The following is a 448-nucleotide window of genomic DNA, read 5'->3' as shown; positions in this document are numbered from 1 at the left end:
GGAAGGCGCGGGCGATCTCCGGCGTCGACAGCCCGCCAAGGAGTCGCAGCGCCAGCGCGGCGCGCTGCTCGGCGGGCAGGACGGGATGGCAAGCGGTGAATATCAGCCGCAAGAGGTCGTCGTCGATATCCTCGTCGAGCGCCGTCTCGATGTCGGGCATCTCGCGCTCCAGCTCGGCGAGGTCGATGGCGAGCGTGCGATGCTTGCCGTCGATCATGGTGGTGCGGCGCAGCCGGTCGAGCGCCCGGTTCCTGGCGACCTGCGTCAACCAGGCGGCCGGATTGCGCGGGATGCCGTCGCGAGGCCAGCGCTCCAGCGCCAGCACGAAGGCGTCCTGCGCGATTTCCTCGGCCAGCCCGACATCCCTGAGGGTGCGTGCCAATCTGGCGGTGAGCTTCGGCTGCTCGATCCGCCAGACGGCCTCGATGGTTCTGTTGGCGATCAATCC

Annotated in this window: 1 protein-coding gene; it reads right to left on the bottom strand. The window is 69.2% G+C overall.

Annotation, left to right across the window (positions count from 1 at the left end; genetic code table 11):
• On the bottom strand, positions 1-445 hold a 445-nt coding region (locus EN857_RS33305), incomplete at its 3' end, for a sigma factor (protein ID WP_281036050.1).
• Positions 446-448 lie beyond the last annotated feature (3 nt).

This window comes from Mesorhizobium sp. M4B.F.Ca.ET.214.01.1.1 (assembly GCF_004791545.1).
GTDB classification, from domain to species: Bacteria; Pseudomonadota; Alphaproteobacteria; order Rhizobiales; family Rhizobiaceae; genus Mesorhizobium; species Mesorhizobium abyssinicae.
The sequence above is the reverse complement of the archived record's forward strand: the minus strand, read 5'-3'. Positions and strand labels throughout refer to the sequence as shown.